Source organism: Streptomyces sp. NPDC050636 (genome assembly GCF_040654775.1).
Classification (GTDB): domain Bacteria; phylum Actinomycetota; class Actinomycetes; order Streptomycetales; family Streptomycetaceae; genus Streptomyces.
This window is the reverse complement of record NZ_JBFAIP010000004.1, coordinates 191,135-207,588: the sequence shown is the minus strand read 5'-3', so window position 1 is coordinate 207,588 and position 16,454 is coordinate 191,135. Positions and strand designations below refer to the sequence as shown.

Genomic DNA, 16,454 nt, shown 5'->3' with positions numbered 1-16,454 from the left:
CACCCATGAGCGCACCGGAACTCCCGGCGCCACATGCCGAAGGGCTCACCGTCGCCGACGGCACGCCCGACGATGCCCCCGATGCCGTCGCCGAGGCGCTGCGCGACCGGGCGCGGGGCGCGATGCTCGGCCTGGCGGTCGGTGACGCGCTCGGCGCGCCCGCGGAGAACATGAAGCCCTCCCAGATCCGGCGCCGCTGGGGCCGTATCGAGGGGTATGTCGAGGACGATCCGGCCGGCACCGACGACACCGAGTACGCGATCTTCTCCGGGCTGCTGCTCGCCGCGCACGGCTCGGCGCTGACCGTCGCCCATGTCGAGGCCGCCTGGCACCAGTGGATCGCGGACCGCGACGAGGGGCCGTTCCGCGGCGCCGGGTTCAGCGAGCGCGGCACCCTGGAGAACCTGCGCCGCGGCCTCGCCGCCCCCATCTCGGCACAGCACCGGCACGCCTGGAGCGACGGCCTGGCGATGCGCGCCGCGCCGTTCGGGGTGTTCGCCGCCGGCCGGCCCGCGGAGGCCGCCCGGCTGGTCGCCATCGACGGCACGGTCAGCCACGACGGCGAGGGGATCTACGGCGGCCGGGCGGTCGCCGCCGGGGTCGCCACCGCCATGGTCGCGGGCTCTGTCGACGCGGTGATCGCCGCCGCGCTCTCCGTCGTCCCCGAGGACTCCTGGACGGCGCGCTCGCTGCGCCGGGCGGTCGGCGCGGCCCAGCGGTCCCGGCACGATCCGGGAATCACCCAGCTCGGCACCGAGCGCGCGGTGCGCTCCGCCGTCGTCGTCGGCGGCTACCCCTGGACGGATCTGGCGCCCGAAGCCGTCGGCCTCGCCTTCGGCGCGTTCACCGCGGCGCGCGGCGACTTCACCGCGTCGGTGCTGACCGCGGTCAACATGGGCCGGGATGCCGACACCACGGCGGCGGTCGCCGGGGCGCTGGCCGGGGCGCTGGCCGGAGCCGCCGCGATCCCCGAGTCCTGGACCGCGGCCATCGGCCCGGCCCGCGGCAGCTGCCTGCCGTCGATGGCGGGCTACCACGTCCTGGACATCGCGGAGCTGTTGGCGCCGGCAGGGGCGGGCGCCGGGGCGCCGGCGGGGGTGGTCGACGCATGAACGGCGAGCGGCCCGGCGCGGCAGACCAGGCCGGCGCCGCCCGCGCCCGTATCGAAGGGCTGCTGCTCGGGCTGGCCGCCGGTGACGCCGCCGGATGGCCCGCGGCGCGGCACCGGGCGGCGCGGATGCCCGAGTGGACCCGGCGGCTGACCCGCGAGCTGGACACCTTCGCCGAGCAGAACGCCACCACGACGCTGCCCGTCCCGATCGCCCTCAACCAGCCTCCCGAGCCACTGCGGCTCGGCCCCTCCGACGACGCCGAGTGGGCGGCCTTCACCGCCGAGTCGGTGCTCACCGCGGCCGGGGCACTGCTCAGCGACCTCGGCCGGGACCGCCGGATGCGTGCCGCCATCGACCTCGCCTGGAACGCGCTGGCCAGCGAGGTCGCCGCGGCCGCCGACCGGGCGCCGGAAGTGGAGTCCGCGGTGCTGCCGCTGCGCGCCCGGATCTCCGTACGGGCCGGGCTCGGCAACCTCGCGACCGGGCTGCGGCCGCCCGCCACCGGCCATGACAACCCGCACTTCTTCGACGACGCGGCCTGCATCCGGGCCGCCGTCCTCGCCGTCGTGCACCCGGGCGACCCGTCCGCGGCGGCCGAGCTGGCCGAGTACGACGCGCGCTACACCCAGGACGGCGACGGGGTGCACGGCGCCCGCGCGATGGCCGCGGCGGTGGCGGCCGCGCTCGGCGGTGCGACGGCCGGCGGCTGTGTGGACACGGCGCTCGTCCAGCTCCCCGAGGGCACCGAGATCCGCCGCAACGCGCTGCACGCGGTCCGGCTCGCCGGCGCCGTCGCCGCCGACCGGCCCGGCCGTCCGGGCAACGCCTTCGCGCTGGTTCCCGTGCTGGAGCACGAGATCGTCGACCACGTCTACAGCTACGGAATCGCCGCGGCCGAGACCGTCCCCGTCGCGCTGGCCCTCGTCCTCGCATCGGACGGGCTGGTCGCCGAGGCGGTGCCGGCCGCCGCCTGCCTGTCCCGCGTCGCGGACTCCGCGCCCGCCCTCGCCGGGGCGCTGACCGGTGCGCTCGGCGGCGCCCGCGCGCTTCCCCGGACCTGGCGCGACGCCTGCCGGGTGCTCTCCGGCTGCGCGCTGCCGCGGCTGGCCGGCACCGATCTCGTCGAACTGGCGGGCCTGCTCGCCGGGACGGAACTGACCGCGCCGGAAGCCCTCCCCGGGCCCGAGGGCGCCGCCCCGGACTCCTCTTCTCACCGCCCGCCCGGCCCGACTCCCCCGCCGACCGGCAAGACCCTGGAAGGACTCACCCGCACATGACGGCGACCACTGCGAACACCACCACCCGCACACCGGCCGCACCGGACATCCCCTCGCCGACCCTGGAGGACCGGGCCGCCGGGTGCCTGGCCGGCGCCGCCGTCGGCGATGCGCTCGGCGGGCCCGTCGAGGGCTGGACTCCGGAGCAGATCGTGGCGCGGCACGGGGGCCGGGTCACCGGCATCGTCGGCCCGTTCCACCACGACTGGCGCACCGCACGCCCGATCGCGCCGTACCACAAGGGCGATGGCCATGTCACCGACGACACCCTCATGACGCATGCGCTGGTACGGGTCTACGAGAAGGTCCGCGACCACCTCGACGCCTATGACGTCGCCGACCATCTCGTACCGGATCTGATCGGCACCCCGCGCTGGATCCCCGAGCTGGAGGCCGAGGCGCTGCCGCTGCAGCGGATCTTCCTGGCCGAGAAGTGGATCGTGGCCCGGCTGCACTACGGGCACGCCGACCCGCGTGAGGCGGGCGTCGGCAACATCGTCAACTGCGGGGCGGCGATGTACATGGCGCCGGTCGGTGTCGTCAACGCCGGTAATCCGGACCGGGCCTACGCCGAGGCGCTGGACATCTCGGGTGCCCATCAGTCGTCGTACGGCCGGGAGGCGGCGGGCGTCTTCGCCGCGGCCGTGGCCGCCGCGTGCGTGCCGGACGCCACCCCGGCGTCCGTCGTCGACAGCGCGCTCCGGCTCGCCAAGGACGGCACCCGCGCCGCGATCGAGGCGGTCTGCGAAGCCGCCGCGCCGCACCGTGACTTCGAGTCCGCGCTGACGCCGCTGCGCGAGGCCGTCATCCCCTTCGACACGGTGGGCCCGGACTATCGCAACCCGTCGCTGGGCGCGCGCCGCCCGTCCCGGCTGCACGCCATCGAGGAACTCCCCGTCGCGCTCGGCATGCTGCTCGTCGGCGACGGCGACTTCCGCACCACCGTCCTCGGGTCGGTCAACTATGGGAGGGACTGCGATTCGATCGCCACGATGAGCGGGGCGCTGGTCGGCGCGCTGCGCGGGGCGTCGGCCGTGCCGGACGAGTGGAGCGCGGAGGTCGCGCGGGCCAGCCGCCTCGACCTGTACGCCCCCGCGACGGCGCTGGCCACGGTCGCCCGGGAGATCTTCAGCCGCGACCGGGCCCGACGCCGCGCGCACGAACGGGCCTTCGCGGCCATCGCGGAGGCATGAGGTGACCGTCACGGCAGTACTCCCCTCCGACCCGGCGCGGCCCCGCCCACTGCGGCTGACCTGGGTGCAGCCCGAGGACCTGATCGGGCACGAGCTGCGGCAGGCGGCCGAGGACGGCCGGGAAGCCGCCGGGATCGAGCACCGGTGGCGAGCGGCGGGCGGGACCCCGGCACCCGGCCGGGCGGGCGCCTCCCCGGCACCCGCGGACCCGTCGCTGCGCGCGCTCGCCGGTCAGCTGCTCGATGAACTCACCCTGCTGCCTTGCCCGTTGGACGTCGACGAGCCCACCGACCTGGCGGCGATCGAGGCGGTGCGCGAGGACGATGCGGCCGTCGGCCTCCGTAGCGCCGCCCTCCCGGCAGCCGGCCCGCTGACCGCCCGGCTGGAGGCCGGCTGGCTCGGGCGGGCGGCCGGCTGCCTGCTCGGCAAGCCGGTCGAGAAGCTGCCGCTGAGCGGCATCCGGGCGCTCGCCCGCTCGACCGGGAACTGGCCGCTGACCTCGTGGTTCACCGAACTCGGCCTGGACCGGGCAGTGGCCGCGCAACACCCCTGGAACCGCCGCAGCCGGTCCACCTCGCTCGCCGAGAACATCGACGGGATGCCCGAGGACGACGACCTCAACTACCCCCTCCTCGGCCTGCTGCTCCTCGAACGCCACGGTCATGGCTTCCGCACCGCCGATGTGGCGCGGCTGTGGCTGGACGAGCTGCCCGCCGGCCGGACGTTCACCGCGGAGCGCATCGCGTACCGCAATCTCCTGGACGGCATCGAGCCGCCGCACACCGCACGCCACCGCAACCCGTTCCGGGAGTGGATCGGCGCGCAGATCCGCGCGGACATCTTCGGCTGGACCCACCCCGGTGACCCGGCGGCCGCGGCCGCGGCGGCCTGGCGGGACGCCACGCTCAGCCACACCGCGAACGGGGTGTACGGGGCGATGTTCGCGGCGGCCGCGGTCGCCGCGGCAGCGGGAGGCGCGGACGTCCACGACGCGCTGCGGGCCGGACTCGCCGTGATCCCCGGGCGGTCCCGGCTGGCGCGGGCCGTCCGCTTCGGTATCGCGGCGGCGCGCGACGAAGCGACCGGCACGGCGGCCGGTTTCGCGACCGTCGTCGACCGCCTGCACACCGCCTACGGGCACCACCACTGGGTGCATGCGGTGCCGAACGCCGCGCTCCTGGCCGCCGCGCTCACCCACGCCGACGGTGACTTCAGCGGCTCCATCTGCCGTGCGGTGTCCGGCGGTTGGGACACCGACTCCAACGGCGCGACGGCCGGTTCGATCACCGGGCTGCTCGCCGGCACACCCGCCGCGCTCCCCGCCCGCTGGACGGAGCCACTGCGCAACCGGCTCACGACGACGGTCGGCGGACTGGACGGCATCGGCTTCGACACGCTCGCGGCCCGCACCGCGGCACTGGTCGAGTAAGTCCCCCGTCTCGTCGTCCACCCGTAGGACACCGCTGGCCAGAAAGGACACGGGCCTCACTCGACCGGTCCGTGCCCGGCACCCGACCCCCGGAGGCACCCGCACCATGACCGGCCCACACCCCGCAGACCCTCCCCCATGCCTGAAGGGCACGGGGGGACCCCCATCCGCTCGCCCCCGTCACGGCTCCTCTTCTTCTGGCTCTCCCTGCTCCCCCGGCCCGCTCGCCGGACTGCGGGTGCTCGACCTCGCCACGCTGTTCGCCGGTCCGCTCGCCGCCACCATGCTCGGGGACTTCGGCGCCGAGGTGATCAAGGTCGAGCATCCGCGCCGGCCCGACCCGTCACGCGGCCACGGGCCCGCCAAGGACGGCGTCGGCCTGTGGTGGAAGCTGCTGGGCCGCAACAAGAAGACGATCACCCTTGATCTGTCCCGGCCCGGCGGCCGCGAGGTGCTGCTCCGGCTCGCCGCCGAAGCGGATGTGGTCATCGAGAACTTCCGGCCCGGCACCCTGGAGAAATGGGACCTGGGCTGGGCGGAACTCTCCGCCGTCAACCCGCGGCTGGTGCTCACCCGGGTCACCGGCTTCGGGCAGTTCGGCCCGTACGCCCGCCGCCCCGGCTTCGGCACCCTCGCCGAGGCGATGAGCGGTTTCGCCGCGATCACCGGCGAGCCGGACGGCCCGCCGACCCTGCCGCCGTTCGGCCTCGCCGACTCCATCGCCGCGCTCGTCACGTCGTACGCCGTGATGGCCGCGCTCCGCGGCCGGGACACCACCGGCCGGGGCCAGGTCGTCGACATGGCGATCATCGAGCCGATGCTGACCGTCCTCGGCCCGCAGCCCCTCTGGTACGACCAGCTCGGCTATGTCCAGCAGCGGACCGGCAACCGCTCCGCCAACAACGCGCCGCGCAACACCTACCGCACCGCCGACGGCTCCTGGGTCGCCGTCTCCACCTCGGCGCAGTCCATCGCCGAACGGGTGCTGCGGCTGGTCGGCCGGCCCGATGTGATCGACGAACCCTGGTTCGCGACCGGCGCCGGGCGGGCCGGGCACGCGGACGAGCTCGATGCGGCGGTCGGCGGCTGGATCGCGTGCCATGACCGTGCCGAGGTGCTCGCCGCCTTCGAGAAGGCCGAGGCGGCCATCGCACCGGTCTACGACATCCGGGACGTGATGGCGGACGAGCAGTACCAGGCGCTCGGGTCGCTCACCGATGTCCCGGACGACGAGCTCGGCACCGTGCGGATGCAGAACGTCCTCTTCCGGCTGTCCGAGACGCCGGGCGCCATCCGCTGGGCGGGCCGCCCACACGGCGCGGACACCGACGAGGTGCTCACCGGCCTCGGCATGACCGGCCGCGAGATCGCCGGGCTGCGCGCGGCGGGTGCCCTGTGAGCCTGCCGCCCGAACCGGACTCGACGCCTCTGACCTGGCTTTATGTGCCCGGCGACCGGCCGGACAGGGTCGCCAAGGCGCTCGGCTGCGACACCGATGTGCTCGTGGTCGACCTGGAGGACGCGGTCGCCCCGGACCGCAAGGAGCACGCACTGCGCGCCACCGCCGAGCTGCTGAGCGACCCGGTGCCCGGCCCCGTCCCGGTACACGTCCGCGTCAACGCGCTGGACGGCCCGCTCGCCGAGACCGAGATCCGCACCCTCGCCCCGCTGCCGGGCCTCGCGGGGCTGCGGCTGCCCAAGGTGCACGGTCCGGAGGACATCCAGCGCGCAGCGGCCTGGGCCACCGCAGGACGCACCGTCCCCGCCCTCCCCTCGTTCTACGCGCTCCTCGAATCCGCCCTCGGGATCGAGCACGCCTTCGCCATCGCCACCGCGCACCCGTCGCTGCGCGGCATCGCGCTCGGCGAGGCCGATCTCCGGGCGGAGCTGGGGCTGCGGGACGAGGCGGGGCTGGCCTGGCCGCGCAGCCGGGTGGTGATCGCCGCCCGCGCGGCCGGACTGGCCCCGCCGCCGCAGTCGGTCCACCCCGACGTACGCGACCTGGACGGTCTGGCCCGGACCTGCGCGCACGGCCGGGACCTGGGATTCCTGGGCCGGGCGGCGATCCATCCACGCCAGCTGCCGGTCATCGAGGCGGCCTATCTGCCGTCCGCCGGAGAGATCGAGGCGGCCGAGGAGATCGTGAAGGCCGCCGCGACGGACGCCGGGGCGCAGGCCCTGCCGGACGGCCGGTTCGTGGACGCGGCGGTGGTCGCCGGTGCCCAGCGCGTCCTGGCCCTGGCACACCGCCGCCGCTGAGACCGGGCTCCCGGCCGGGAACAGCAGAGCGCCGGGCGGACTCGGCGTGTCGAGTCCGCCCGGCGCTCATCAGCCGGGTGGCGCGTGGCGTCAGGGCTTCTTGGTGTTGCTGCTCCCGGCGGCCTCGGCGTCGCCATCGGCATCAGCGGAGTCGTCGGCGTCGGCCGACTCCTGGGATCCGGCCTCGGCGTCAGGCTTCGTGTCCGCCTCGGCGTCAGGCTTCATGTCCGCCTTCGCACCCGACTCCGTGTCCGGCTTGGCCTCAGCCGCCTTCTCGACCGAGATCTTGTCGCTTGCGGCGTCCCCGGCGGCCTTGCCGCCCGAGAGGCGATCGAACTCCTCCGCCTCGGCCTCGGCGTACTCATCCGCGCCCTCGTCCACCGCGAGCTGCGCCCCCGGCTCGACGACCGCTTCCCGGCCCGGCCGCTTCTTCGCGGAGATCACCAGGTAGGCGATGGCCAGTGCGAAGACGATCAGCGAGGTCCAGACGTTCAGCCGCATGCCCAGGATGTGGTTCGCCTCGTCGACGCGCATGTACTCGATCCAGCCGCGGCCGGCGCAGTAGGCGGCGACGTAGAGCGCGAAGACGCGGCCGTGGCCCATCTTGAAGCGCTTGTCGGCCCACATCACCAGCACCGCGACGCCGATGCACCACAGGGACTCGTAGAGGAAGGTCGGGTGGTAGGTGCCGCCGACCCGTCCGATGGCCGGGTCGGAGCTGATCTCCAGCGCCCACGGCACATCGGTCGCGCGGCCGTAGAGCTCCTGGTTGAACCAGTTGCCCCAGCGGCCGATCGCCTGCCCGAAGGCCAGGCCGGGCGCCAGCGCGTCGGCGTACGCGGGGAGCGGGATACCGCGCCGGCGACAGCCGATCCAGGCGCCCACCGCGCCGAGCGCGACCGCGCCCCAGATGCCGAGGCCGCCCTCCCACACCTTGAAGGCGTCGAGGGGATGGCCGTCCTTGCCGAAGTACGGCTGGTACGTCGTGATGACGTGGTAGAGGCGTCCGCCGACGAGCCCGAAGGGCACGGCCCATACGGCGATGTCCGCGACGGTTCCGGAGCGGCCACCGCGCTGGATCCAGCGCTTGTTGCCGAGCCAGACGCCGACGAAGACGCCGATGATGATGCAGAATGCGTAGCCGCGCAGCGGAATCGGGCCGAGATGTACGACACCGGTCGACGGGCTGGGAATGAATGCGAGGTCCATGGCAGGACCGACGCTACCGCGCCGGGCGGGGTCGGCGACAACCCACCCGGCAACGGCTCAGTAACGACCCCGCCGTATTCCGCCGTGACACCGCGTGTCCGGCCACTACGTCGACGGCACGGCCGGATTCCCGGGCTTGACCGGCGCCGAATTCGCCGGCTTCCCCGGCTGCTTCCCCGGCTGCTTCCCCTTGTTGGCGTCCTTCACCATCTTCTTGAACTCCACCGGGCTGAACCGCCCGCCATTGACGGTCGACAGGTCCTTGCCGTTGAGCAGGACGGTCGGTGTGCCGTGGAATCCGGAGTTGGTGAAGGCGGTGTTGGACTTCTCCACGAAGCTGTCGTACTTGCCGTCGTTGACGCACTTGGTGAAGGGGCCGGTCACCAGGCCCTTGACCTTGCCGGCGAGTTGGACGAGGTACTGCTTGTCGGCGAACTTGTCCTGCTGCTCGGGCGGTTGGTTCGAGTAGAGCACGTCGTGGTACTCGCGGAACTTACGGGCGTCCTGGGCGCAGAGCGCGGCGTTGGCGGCGTTGCGGGAACCCTTCCCGCCCATGTTGCCGTCGATGATCGTCGCGAGGTGGTACTCGGTCTTGAGCTGGCCGGAATTCACCAGCTTATGGATCGTCGACCGGAATCCGGTCTCGAACTGCTGGCAGGCGGGGCAGCGGAAGTCCTCCCACACCGTCAGCGTGGACGGGGCGTCGCCCGCGCCCACCGGGACGGCGGGTTTGTCGCCGCCGCTGACCTCCTTCGGGAAGGCCACCTGCGTGCTGCCGCCGTCGCCGTTGCTTCTGCTGGACGCCGCCCAGACGGCGATACCACCGGCGACCGCCAGTACGGCGACCACCGATCCGGCGACGACCGCCTGGCGTCGGCGCCGGGCGCGCGCCTTCTCTTTCTCACGCTGTGCCTGCAGCCGCTCACGGGCGCTGCTCTGTCCGTCATGGTTCTTCTGGCTCACGCCCCTGGACAACGAAGCGGAGGGGCGCCTTCGCACCCCTCCGCACCGATGTTCGCCCTATCGAGGGACCACGGCCTCTGCCAGACGGACGCCCAGGGCGGACACACCCCAGACGAGTAAGTCCTAGGCGAGCAAGTCCTAGGCGCGCTTGCGTACGCCCTCGGCCAGCTCGCCCGCCAGGGCACGGACCCCGGCGACGCCGGCCGTCAGATCGCCGTCCTCCGCGAGCAGCCGCTTGACGAACGCCGAGCCGACGATGACGCCGTCCGCGAACCGGGCCACCTCGGCGGCCTGTCGGGGGTTGGAGACGCCGAGCCCGACACAGACCGGCAGTTCGGTGGTGGCACGGGTACGGGTCACCAGGTCCTGCGCCTCGCGGCCGACCGACTCACGGGTGCCGGTGACACCCATCAGCGACGCGGCGTAGACAAAGCCGCTGCCGGCTGCGGTGATCTTGGCCAGCCGCTCGTCCCGGCTGCTCGGCGCGACCACGAAGACGGTGGCCAGTCCGTGCTGCTCGGCGGCCTTGCGCCATACCTCGGACTCCTCGACCGGCAGGTCGGGCAGGATGCAGCCGGCGCCGCCCGCCTCGGCCAGATCGGCCGCGAACCGCTCGACGCCGTAGCGGTCGACGGGGTTCCAGTACGTCATGCACAGCACCGGCGCCCCGGTGGCGGTGTGCACCTCGCGGACCGTACGGATCACATCGACGATCTTCACGCCGCCGCGCAGAGCGATGTCGTCGGCGGTCTGGATCACCGGGCCGTCCAGGACCGGGTCGCTGTGCGGCAGCCCGACCTCGACGATGTCGCAGCCGCCGTCCAGCATGGAGATCATGGCCTGTACGCCGCCGTCCACGGTCGGGAAGCCGGCCGGGAGATAGCCGACGAGCGCGGCACGGTTCTCCGTGCGGGCCTGGGCCAGCACGGAATTGAGCAGTTCCACATTGCCCGCCATCACTTCTCCCCCTTGCTCTCGTGGTGCGCGGCTGCGTTGTCGGCATCGTCGTCTGCACCGTCGGCGTTGTCGCCGTCGTACAGCCCGAAGTAGCGGGCGGCGGTGTCCATGTCCTTGTCGCCACGGCCGGAGAGGTTCACCAGCAGCAGGCCCTCGGGGCCCAGCTCGCGGCCCAGCTCCAGGGCGCCGGCCAGCGCGTGCGCGCTCTCGATCGCCGGGATGATGCCCTCGGTCTGCGACAGCAGCCGCAGCGCCTGCATCGCGGCGTCGTCGGTGACCGCGCGGTACTCGGCGCGGCCGACGTCCTTGAGGTAGGCGTGCTCCGGGCCGATGCCGGGGTAGTCCAGGCCGGCCGAGATCGAGTACGGCTCGGTGATCTGGCCGTCCTCGTCCTGGAGGACGTACGAGCGGGAGCCGTGCAGGATGCCGGGGGTGCCCTCGGTGAGAGTGGCCGCGTGCTCGCCGGTCTCGACGCCGTGTCCGCCCGGCTCACAGCCGATCAGGCGGACGGTGTCGTCCCCGAGGAAGGCGTGGAAGAGGCCGATGGCGTTGGAGCCGCCGCCGACGCAGGCGACGGCGGCGTCCGGCAGGCGCCCCGCGCGCTCCAGGATCTGCCGCCGGGCCTCGACGCCGATGACCCGGTGGAAGTCGCGGACCAGCGCCGGGAAGGGGTGCGGTCCGGCGACCGTGCCGAAGAGGTAGTGGGTGCGGTCGACGTTGGCGACCCAGTCCCGGAACGCCTCGTTGATGGCGTCCTTGAGGGTGCGGCTGCCGGACTTCACGGCGATGACCTCGGCGCCGAGCATCCGCATCCGGGCGACGTTGAGCGCCTGGCGCTGGGTGTCGATCTCGCCCATGTAGATGGTGCATTCGAGGCCGAAGAGGGCGCAGGCGGTGGCGGTGGCGACGCCGTGCTGGCCGGCGCCGGTCTCCGCGATGACCCGGGTCTTGCCCATCCGCTTGGTGAGCAGCGCCTGGCCCAGCACGTTGTTGATCTTGTGTGAGCCGGTGTGGTTGAGATCCTCGCGCTTGAGGAACACCCGGGCGCCGCCCGCCTGTTCCGCGAACCGGGGCACCTCGGTGAGCGCGCTGGGGCGCCCGGTGTAGTTGACCAGCAGGTCGTCGAGCTCGGCCGCGAACGCGGGGTCCGCCTTGGCCTTCTCGTACTCGGCGGCGACCTCGTCGACCGCGGCGACCAGCGCCTCGGGGATGAACTTGCCGCCGAAGGCACCGAAATAGCCCTCGGGGGTCGGCACGAGACCCTCGGGGTCGGGAATGAAGAACTCGGAGGACATCTGACGCACTCCTAGGCCGGGGCAGCCGCCCCGGAAGTCCGGTTGTCTCGGGATCTGAGCATTACGGTATGCGTCGCGCGCTGTGCCGGGCCGCTGCCACGGTGGGCCGCCGCGGCGGGTCCGCCACGGTGGCCGATGCCGCTGCGCGGGGGAATCGCCGCGTACGGGTACGGCGGGCGGCCGCCGTGGGAGCGGGCCCGCGGTCAGCGGACCGCCGTGCCCTTTGGCGCCGGTGGTGCGGCATGGGGCCGACGCGTCAGCGCGCGGACCCCGGTCGCCATCGCATGCCGTTGATCTGTCCCGGCTCGGATCCGATGTGGTACCTGACCCGGCGTCCGTGTACCCGTCGTGCGGGGGCCCGGCAGCCGCGCGGCCGGCAGCCGCGACCCAGCGCCGGATACGGAACGCGGGCGGCCCCCGCCGCGGCGCGCACGCCGGCCGGGCCCGGGTGCGGTCCCCGGGCCGGGCGGCGGATGCCTGCGACGGTGGCGGTCATGTCGGTGTTCTCGTCCCGGCCGCTCAGGACCGGCCGTGGCGGATCGCCGGGTGGGAGCCCGCGGCGACCAGGTCGGCGACCGCGGTCTTGGGGTCCTTGCCGGTGACCAGGGACTCGCCGACGAGGACGGCGTCCGCGCCGTCGTTGGCGTAGGCGATCAGGTCGTGCGGCCCGCGCACCCCGGACTCGGCGATCTTGACGATATGGTCCGGGATCTCGGGGGCGACCCGGGCGAAGTTGCCGCGGTCGACCTCAAGGGTCTTCAGATTGCGGGCGTTGACCCCGATGATCCGCGCGCCCGCGTCCACGGCACGCTGGACCTCGTCCTCGTCGTGCACCTCGACCAGCGGCGTCAGCCCGATCGACTGGGCCCGCTCGATGAGCGAGACCAGCGCCTCCTGCTCCAGCGCGGCGACGATCAGCAGCACCAGGTCGGCGCCGTAGGCACGGGCCTCCCACAGCTGGTAGGCGGTGACGATGAAGTCCTTGCGCAGGACGGGGATGTCGACCCGGGCGCGTACCGCCTCCAGGTCGGCCAGCGAGCCGCCGAACCGGCGCTGCTCGGTGAGCACGGAGATGCACGCCGCGCCGCCCGCCTCGTAGTCGGCGGCGAGCCCGGCGGGGTCGGCGATCGCGGCCAGCGCGCCCTTGGACGGGCTGGAGCGCTTCACCTCGCAGATCACCGTCACGTTCTCGCCCTTGAGGGCCGCCACGCCGTCCTTGGCCGGGCGGGCGTTCTGGGCCCGCTCCTTGAGCTCGTCGAGGCTGACACGTGCCTGCCGCTCGGCGAGGTCGGCGCGGACTCCGTCGATGATCTCGTCGAGCACACTCACGCGAGCGGCCTCCTTCTAGAAGGGTGGAGGTGGACAGTGACCCGTGGGGCGAAAAGCCGTCCCAGCAGGCACTCCGATGGTATCCGCCATGGGGCGCAGGTCCCGCATCCGGTTGACCGTGGTCCCACAACCTGGACATCTCCAGGTTTCGTGGCGGTTTGTACGGCGCCAGGTGCGGCGGCACGCACGGCCGTCCGCCGCCGTAGGCCGGTCATGGGCTCAGGCCGGTGCCGAAGGGAAGGTTGCGGACGGCCGTGAAGGCCAGCAGCAGCCCGGCCAGCGCCCACCAGTGGACGGCTCGCGGCCGCGGGCCCGCCGTACGGAGTCCGCGCGCCGACCGGCCGAGCCAGACCAGCCAGAAGACCGCGAACGCGGCGTAGCCGGCCACCGCGAGGGCATTGGCGCCCAGCGCCGTACCGAGGTCGCCGTGCGCGAGGGCGTGCGTGCTGCGCAGGCCGCCGCAGGCCGGGCAGTAGATGCCGGTGAGGTGCAGCAGCGGGCAGACGGGGTAATGGCCGGGCTCATTGGGGTCGACGGCGCCGACGAGGCCGACGGCGGCGGTGACGGCGGCCAGCGTGCCGAGTGGCGCCGCGAGGCGGCGCAGCGGGGCCGCCGGCAGGGGCTCTGACGGATCCGGTGGGGCCGCCGGCGGGGTTTCCGGCCGGACCTGGGCCACGGGGTCGCTCACGCTGCCGATTGTCCTGTGGCATACGCGAAGGCGCAGCTTCTCAGCCGCCGTACGGGGTGGTCACGGGGGACACACCGGCACGGGCCGGGAAACGGCGCCTTCGTGAAGGAGTGCGGGATGGTGGCGCCGGGCCCGGCGCCACGGGAGCGGTGGTCAGCCCTCCTGCGGCTGGGCCTGCGCCTGGGGACGCGGCTGCGCGGAGCGCTTCGGCTCCGAGCCGAGGCCGGCCATCCGCATCAGGCCACCGACGACGGCACCGAGGCCGATCAGGGCGCTGCCCGCCCAGAAGCCGGGCACGTTCGCCATCACCATGAAGACACCGGCCACGCAGAAGCCGATGAACGAGATGATGACGCCGGTCCAGGCGGCGGGGGTGTGTCCGTGGCCACTGCTCGACATGAGTGCTCCTCGTTGCTCTCTCGCGCCGGGGTCCGGGCGCTTGATCCTCGCCGACCATTGTCACCGATGCCGGAGGCGGCCCGATTACCGGGTCGGGTCCTCACCGCGGTCCAGGGACTTCCAGATCTCCTCCGGACGGTCCGGATCCGGCGGGGCTGCGGCACGCCGCGGGCCGCGGGCGCCGCCCGGCGTGCGCTCGTATTTGCCCGACATAGCAGGCCAGTGACGGCCGTGGAGCAGTGCCAGCAGTCCGGCGATCAGCAGCAGCAGGCCGCCGGCCGCGGCCACCCACGGCCAGACGGTATGCGTGACGTGATGCACATCGGTGCCCGACAGACCGACCGCGGTGGACGCCTTCTCACGCAGCGCCGCGGTGTCGGCGTTGCCGAGCGCCGCGGCGACGACGATGCCCAGTCCGCTGAGCGCGAGCAGCGCGGCGACCGCGATCCGGCCGACCCGGCGTACCGCGAAGACGGCGACCAGCGCGGCCAGGCCGACGACGGCGAGCGCGCCGGGCACGCCCGTCACATCGCCGCCGGTCACGCTGCTCGGCAGCTCGCCCTGGGCGAGGACCGCGGTGCCCTCGGCCCAGGTGCGGCCGGCGGCGAGCAGCGCGAGGCCGGCGCCGGCCGCACCGGCCAGCAGCGCGAGGGCGAGGCTGCGCTTGGCGCCGCGGGGCGCGGCAGGCTGCGGGACGGCCTTGTCGCGGTCCTCGGCATCTGTACGGGGCTGGGGTACGGCACTCACGCGTACCACTATCGCGCACCGGTCTGCGGGGCCCCCCGCGCGGGGGTGGTGCCGGCTATTTCCCCATGTGGTTCGCCGTGTTCACGGCGCGCAGCACCGCCGCCGCCTTGTTCCTGCACTCGGTGTCCTCGGCGACCGGGTCGGAGTCGGCGACGATGCCGGCGCCGGCCTGGACGTAGGCGGTACCGTCCCGCAGCAGGGCGGTGCGGATCGCGATGGCGGTGTCGGAGTCGCCGGCGAAGTCGAGATAGCCGACACAGCCGCCGTAGAGGCCGCGCCGGGTCGGCTCCAGCTCCTCGATGATCTGCATGGCGCGCGGCTTGGGGGCGCCGGAGAGGGTGCCCGCGGGGAAGCAGGCGGTCAGCACGTCGAATGCGGTACGGCCCTCGGCGATCTGCCCGGTGACCGTCGACACGATGTGCATGACATGGCTGTAGCGCTCCACGGACATGAAGTCGACGACCTCGACACTGCCGGGCTCGCAGACCCGTCCCAGGTCGTTGCGGCCCAGGTCGACCAGCATCAGATGCTCGGCGCGTTCCTTGGGGTCGGCCATCAGCTCGTCGGCCAGCGCCTGGTCCTCCTGGACGGTGGCGCCGCGCGGGCGGGTACCGGCGATGGGGTGCACCATCGCCCGGCCGCCCTCGACCTTGACCAGCGCCTCGGGGCTGGAGCCGACCACGTCGAAGGCCGTTCCCTCCCCGCCGCCGTCGAAGCGGAAGAGGTACATGTACGGGCTCGGGTTGGTGGCCCGCAGCACCCGGTAGACGTCCAACGCGCTTGCCGTACACGGCGTTTCGAAGCGCTGGGAGGGCACCACCTGGAAGGCCTCGCCCGCCCGGATGCGCTCCTTGATGTCCTCGACGACCTCCTGGAAGGCCTCGCCGCCCCACTTCGCGGTGTACGCGGGCACCACGGAGGGCGGCAGGGCGGCGGCGCTGGCGGGCGCGGGGCGGGCCAGGTCGTCGGCCATGGTGTCCAGCCGGGCCACCGCGTCCGCGTACGCCTCGTCGATGCCGGTGTCGAGGTCGTTGTGGTTGATCGCGTTGGCGATCAGCAGGACCGTGCCGTTCCAGTGGTCGAGGACCGCCAGGTCGGAGGTGAGCAGCATGGTCAGCTCGGGCAGCTGGAGATCGTCGGTGGTCTGCTCGCCGATCTTCTCCAGGCGGCGCACGATGTCGTAGCCGAGGTAGCCGACCATACCGCCGGTGAACGGCGGCAGGCCCGCGCCCTCGATGAGGTCCCGGGGCGTGTGCAGCGCCTCGACGGTGGCGCGCAGGGCGGCGAGCGGGTCGCCGTCGGTGGGCACGCCGACGGGCGGGGTGCCGAGCCAGTGCGCCTGGCCGTCGCGGGTGGTCAGCGTCGCGGCGCTGCGGACGCCGATGAAGGAGTAGCGCGACCACGTACGGCCGTTCTCGGCGGATTCCAGGAGGAAGGTGCCGGGGCGTTCGGCCGCGAGTTTTCGGTACAGCCCCACCGGGGTGTCGCCGTCCGCGAGCAGGCGGCGGGTGACGGGGATGACCCGCCGGTCCTTGGCGAGCGTACGGAAGGTGTCGAGGTCCGGATTGGCGGTGCCGGTGGTTCCCGTGGTCATGGC

Annotated in this window: 16 protein-coding genes; 6 read left to right on the top strand and 10 right to left on the bottom strand. The window is 73.7% G+C overall.

Annotation, left to right across the window (positions count from 1 at the left end; translation table 11 throughout):
* The first annotated feature begins 122 nt into the window (after positions 1 to 122).
* From AB0I10_RS06895 to AB0I10_RS06870, 6 genes are all read left to right on the top strand, one after another.
* Entirely contained in the window at positions 123 to 1,112 is a 990-nt protein-coding gene (locus AB0I10_RS06895) for an ADP-ribosylglycohydrolase family protein (RefSeq protein WP_363151335.1), read from the top strand.
* The gene (locus tag AB0I10_RS06890) at positions 1,109 to 2,389 is read left to right on the top strand and encodes an ADP-ribosylglycohydrolase family protein (protein ID WP_363151262.1); all 1,281 of its coding nucleotides are present in this window, start codon (positions 1,109 to 1,111) and stop codon (positions 2,387 to 2,389) included. Before AB0I10_RS06895 ends, AB0I10_RS06890 begins: the two co-directional genes overlap by 4 nt.
* Entirely contained in the window at positions 2,386 to 3,582 is a 1,197-nt protein-coding gene (locus AB0I10_RS06885) for an ADP-ribosylglycohydrolase family protein (protein WP_363151261.1), read from the top strand. Before AB0I10_RS06890 ends, AB0I10_RS06885 begins: the two co-directional genes overlap by 4 nt.
* Before the next feature lies 1 nt (position 3,583).
* Entirely contained in the window at positions 3,584 to 5,011 is a 1,428-nt protein-coding gene (locus AB0I10_RS06880) for an ADP-ribosylglycohydrolase family protein (RefSeq protein WP_363151260.1), read from the top strand.
* A 106-nt stretch (positions 5,012 to 5,117) separates the two neighbouring features.
* Positions 5,118 to 6,410 carry a CoA transferase gene (locus tag AB0I10_RS06875; protein ID WP_363151259.1) on the top strand — a complete coding sequence of 431 codons (1,293 nt, stop codon included), beginning with the start codon at positions 5,118 to 5,120 and terminating at the stop codon, positions 6,408 to 6,410.
* Positions 6,407 to 7,270, top strand: coding sequence for a CoA ester lyase (locus tag AB0I10_RS06870; RefSeq protein ID WP_363151258.1), 864 nt, complete (start codon positions 6,407 to 6,409; stop codon positions 7,268 to 7,270). Before AB0I10_RS06875 ends, AB0I10_RS06870 begins: the two co-directional genes overlap by 4 nt.
* Before the next feature lie 90 nt (positions 7,271 to 7,360).
* On the opposite strand, the gene lgt is transcribed toward AB0I10_RS06870, so the two are convergent.
* The 10 genes from lgt to AB0I10_RS06820 form a co-directional block, all read right to left on the bottom strand.
* Positions 7,361 to 8,479, bottom strand: coding sequence for a prolipoprotein diacylglyceryl transferase (gene lgt, locus AB0I10_RS06865; protein ID WP_363151257.1), 1,119 nt, complete (start codon positions 8,477 to 8,479; stop codon positions 7,361 to 7,363).
* A gap of 105 nt (positions 8,480 to 8,584) precedes the next feature.
* Positions 8,585 to 9,442 carry a thioredoxin domain-containing protein gene (locus AB0I10_RS06860; RefSeq protein ID WP_363151256.1) on the bottom strand — a complete coding sequence of 286 codons (858 nt, stop codon included), beginning with the start codon at positions 9,440 to 9,442 and terminating at the stop codon, positions 8,585 to 8,587.
* Between the two features lie 138 nt (positions 9,443 to 9,580).
* Positions 9,581 to 10,399, bottom strand: a complete 819-nt coding sequence (gene trpA / locus AB0I10_RS06855) for a tryptophan synthase subunit alpha (RefSeq protein ID WP_363151255.1) — start codon at positions 10,397 to 10,399, stop codon at positions 9,581 to 9,583.
* Positions 10,399 to 11,694 (bottom strand): tryptophan synthase subunit beta, encoded by a 1,296-nt coding sequence (gene trpB / locus AB0I10_RS06850; RefSeq protein ID WP_363151254.1) that lies wholly within the window; start codon positions 11,692 to 11,694, stop codon positions 10,399 to 10,401. Before trpB ends, trpA begins: the two co-directional genes overlap by 1 nt.
* 256 nt (positions 11,695 to 11,950) lie before the next feature.
* Positions 11,951 to 12,190: a tryptophan synthase subunit(beta) gene (locus tag AB0I10_RS06845; protein WP_363151253.1), complete on the bottom strand. Its 240-nt coding sequence runs from the start codon at positions 12,188 to 12,190 to the stop codon at positions 11,951 to 11,953.
* Between the two features lie 23 nt (positions 12,191 to 12,213).
* Positions 12,214 to 13,023 carry an indole-3-glycerol phosphate synthase TrpC gene (gene trpC / locus AB0I10_RS06840; protein WP_363151252.1) on the bottom strand — a complete coding sequence of 270 codons (810 nt, stop codon included), beginning with the start codon at positions 13,021 to 13,023 and terminating at the stop codon, positions 12,214 to 12,216.
* Positions 13,024 to 13,234: 211 nt separating this feature from the next.
* Positions 13,235 to 13,642: a DUF2752 domain-containing protein gene (locus tag AB0I10_RS06835; RefSeq protein WP_363151334.1), complete on the bottom strand. Its 408-nt coding sequence runs from the start codon at positions 13,640 to 13,642 to the stop codon at positions 13,235 to 13,237.
* Between the two features lie 222 nt (positions 13,643 to 13,864).
* Positions 13,865 to 14,110: an HGxxPAAW family protein gene (locus AB0I10_RS06830; RefSeq protein ID WP_363151251.1), complete on the bottom strand. Its 246-nt coding sequence runs from the start codon at positions 14,108 to 14,110 to the stop codon at positions 13,865 to 13,867.
* Between the two features lie 84 nt (positions 14,111 to 14,194).
* Positions 14,195 to 14,857 carry a TIGR02234 family membrane protein gene (locus AB0I10_RS06825; protein WP_363151250.1) on the bottom strand — a complete coding sequence of 221 codons (663 nt, stop codon included), beginning with the start codon at positions 14,855 to 14,857 and terminating at the stop codon, positions 14,195 to 14,197.
* Positions 14,858 to 14,912: 55 nt separating this feature from the next.
* Positions 14,913 to 16,451, bottom strand: coding sequence for an anthranilate synthase component I (locus AB0I10_RS06820; protein ID WP_363151249.1), 1,539 nt, complete (start codon positions 16,449 to 16,451; stop codon positions 14,913 to 14,915).
* Positions 16,452 to 16,454: the final 3 nt, after the last annotated feature.